Here is a 245-nt window from a genome sequence, read left to right on the forward strand (position 1 = left end):
TATCTACACAGGGATTTTTCGTTGTGCAATCGGATTAGATTGTTGAAAAAGAGATACAACAAATTATATAATTTGTTGTAAACTGTATGCAAACTATTATTGAAAAGATTTAAATGATTATAAGGAAACGTAATTCGGAGGACTAATATGACAGAGAATAAAAATAAGTTATCTGTAGAACAACGCGAAGAACTATTAAAAGTATTACAAGCTCGTTTTGAGAAAAACATGAACCGCCATGAAGG

General features: G+C 30.2%; 1 pseudogene. It reads left to right on the forward strand.

The features are described from left to right. Window positions 1-147 precede the first annotated feature (147 nt). Window positions 148-245 (forward strand): annotated as a pseudogene (locus SB775_RS32680) (DUF4256 domain-containing protein); the annotation flags it as partial.

This window comes from Peribacillus sp. SIMBA_075, assembly GCF_046534585.1.